The sequence below is a fragment of the Bacillus massiliigorillae genome (assembly GCF_000380245.2).
Taxonomy (GTDB): domain Bacteria; phylum Bacillota; class Bacilli; order Bacillales; family DSM-1321; genus Bacillus_AD; species Bacillus_AD massiliigorillae.
Map to the genome: position 1 here is coordinate 1506 of NZ_HG428752.1, position 3036 is coordinate 4541.

1 rRNA gene is annotated in these 3036 nt (G+C 51.4%); it reads left to right on the forward strand.

The annotated features are described in order from the left end of the window. Nucleotides 1-99: 99 nt before the first annotated feature. Nucleotides 100-3036: ribosomal RNA gene (locus tag TX86_RS25585) — 23S ribosomal RNA — on the forward strand.

Genomic DNA, 3036 nt, shown 5'->3' on the forward strand with positions numbered 1-3036 from the left:
GAAAACTAGATAGCAGTAAGTAAAGCAAATGTTAAGTTTGCATCCAAACACCAAGTATAACAATTCCATCATATCTTCGATATGGTGATAACCAATATAGGTTAAGTTAGAAAGGGCGCACGGTGGATGCCTTGGCACTAGGAGCCGATGAAGGACGGGACTAACACCGATATGCTTTGGGGAGCTGTAAGTAAGCTTTGATCCAGAGATTTCCGAATGGGGAAACCCACTGTTTTTAATAGAACAGTATCTCTACCTGAATACATAGGGTAGTTGAAGGCAGACCCGGGGAACTGAAACATCTAAGTACCCGGAGGAAGAGAAAGCAAACGCGATTTCCTGAGTAGCGGCGAGCGAAACGGAACATAGCCCAAACCGAAAGGCTTGCCTTTCGGGGTTGTAGGACACTCTATATGGAGTTACAAAGGAACGGGGTAGATGAAGAGGCATGGAAAGGCCTGTCATAGAAGGTAACAACCCTGTAGTCGAAACTTCGTTCCCTCTTGAGTGTATCCTGAGTACGGCGGAACACGTGAAATTCCGTCGGAATCCGGGAGGACCATCTCCCAAGGCTAAATACTACCTAGTGACCGATAGTGAACCAGTACCGTGAGGGAAAGGTGAAAAGCACCCCGGAAGGGGAGTGAAATAGATCCTGAAACCGTGTGCCTACAAGTAGTCAGAGCTCATTAATGAGTGATGGCGTGCCTTTTGTAGAATGAACCGGCGAGTTACGATTACGTGCAAGGTTAAGTTGATAAGACGGAGCCGCAGCGAAAGCGAGTCTGAATAGGGCGATTTAGTACGTGGTCGTAGACCCGAAACCAGGTGATCTACCCATGTCCAGGGTGAAGTTCAGGTAACACTGAATGGAGGCCCGAACCCACGCACGTTGAAAAGTGCGGGGATGAGGTGTGGGTAGCGGAGAAATTCCAATCGAACTTGGAGATAGCTGGTTCTCTCCGAAATAGCTTTAGGGCTAGCCTCATGTGTAAGAGTCTTGGAGGTAGAGCACTGATTGGACTAGGGGCCCTCATCGGGTTACCGAATTCAGTCAAACTCCGAATGCCAATGACTTATCCATGGGAGTCAGACTGCGAGTGATAAGATCCGTAGTCAAGAGGGAAACAGCCCAGACCACCAGCTAAGGTCCCAAAGTATACGTTAAGTGGAAAAGGATGTGGAGTTGCTTAGACAACCAGGATGTTGGCTTAGAAGCAGCCACCATTTAAAGAGTGCGTAATAGCTCACTGGTCGAGTGACTCTGCGCCGAAAATGTACCGGGGCTAAACGTATCACCGAAGCTGTGGATGCATACCGTTGGTATGCGTGGTAGGAGAGCGTTCTAAGTGCAGTGAAGTCAGACCGGAAGGACTGGTGGAGCGCTTAGAAGTGAGAATGCCGGTATGAGTAGCGAAAGAAGGGTGAGAATCCCTTCCACCGAATGCCTAAGGTTTCCTGGGGAAGGCTCGTCCGCCCAGGGTTAGTCAGGACCTAAGCCGAGGCCGAAAGGCGTAGGCGATGGACAACAGGTTGATATTCCTGTACCACCTCTTAATCGTTTGAGCAATGGAGGGACGCAGTAAGATAGAGTAAGCGCGCTGTTGGATATGCGCGTCCAAGCAGTTAGGCTGTCAACGAGGCAAATCCCGTTGGCGTGAAGGCGGAGCTGTGATGGCGAGGGAAATTTAGTACCGAAGTTCTTGATTCTACACTGCCAAGAAAAGCTTCTAGCGAGATTAAAGGTGCCTGTACCGCAAACCGACACAGGTAGGCGAGGAGAGAATCCTAAGGTGTGCGAGAGAACTCTCGTTAAGGAACTCGGCAAAATGACCCCGTAACTTCGGGAGAAGGGGTGCTCTGGTAGGGTGTTAAAGCCCGAGAGAGCCGCAGTGAATAGGCCCAGGCGACTGTTTAGCAAAAACACAGGTCTCTGCGAAGCCGCAAGGCGAAGTATAGGGGCTGACGCCTGCCCGGTGCTGGAAGGTTAAGAGGAGAGGTTAGCGCAAGCGAAGCTTTGAATCGAAGCCCCAGTAAACGGCGGCCGTAACTATAACGGTCCTAAGGTAGCGAAATTCCTTGTCGGGTAAGTTCCGACCCGCACGAAAGGCGTAACGATCTGGGCACTGTCTCAACGAGAGACTCGGTGAAATTATAGTACCTGTGAAGATGCAGGTTACCCGCGACAGGACGGAAAGACCCCGTGGAGCTTTACTGCAGCCTGATATTGAATTTTGGTACAGCTTGTACAGGATAGGTAGGAGCCTTTGAAGCCGGAGCGCTAGCTTCGGTGGAGGCGTCGGTGGGATACTACCCTGGTTGTATTGAAATTCTAACCCGCACCCCTTATCGGGGTGGGAGACAGTGTCAGGTGGGCAGTTTGACTGGGGCGGTCGCCTCCTAAAATGTAACGGAGGCGCCCAAAGGTTCCCTCAGAATGGTTGGAAATCATTCGTAGAGTGTAAAGGCACAAGGGAGCTTGACTGCGAGACCTACAAGTCGAGCAGGGACGAAAGTCGGGCTTAGTGATCCGGTGGTTCCGCATGGAAGGGCCATCGCTCAACGGATAAAAGCTACCCCGGGGATAACAGGCTTATCTCCCCCAAGAGTCCACATCGACGGGGAGGTTTGGCACCTCGATGTCGGCTCATCGCATCCTGGGGCTGTAGTCGGTCCCAAGGGTTGGGCTGTTCGCCCATTAAAGCGGTACGCGAGCTGGGTTCAGAACGTCGTGAGACAGTTCGGTCCCTATCCGTCGTGGGCGTAGGAAATTTGAGAGGAGCTGTCCTTAGTACGAGAGGACCGGGATGGACGCACCTCTGGTGTACCAGTTGTCTTGCCAAAGGCATCGCTGGGTAGCTATGTGCGGACGGGATAAGTGCTGAAAGCATCTAAGCATGAAGCCCCCCTCAAGATGAGATTTCCCATAGCGTCAAGCTAGTAAGACCCCTGAAAGATGATCAGGTTGATAGGTTCGAGATGGAAGTGTGGCGACACATGGAGTTGACGAATACTAATAGGTCGAGGACTTAACCA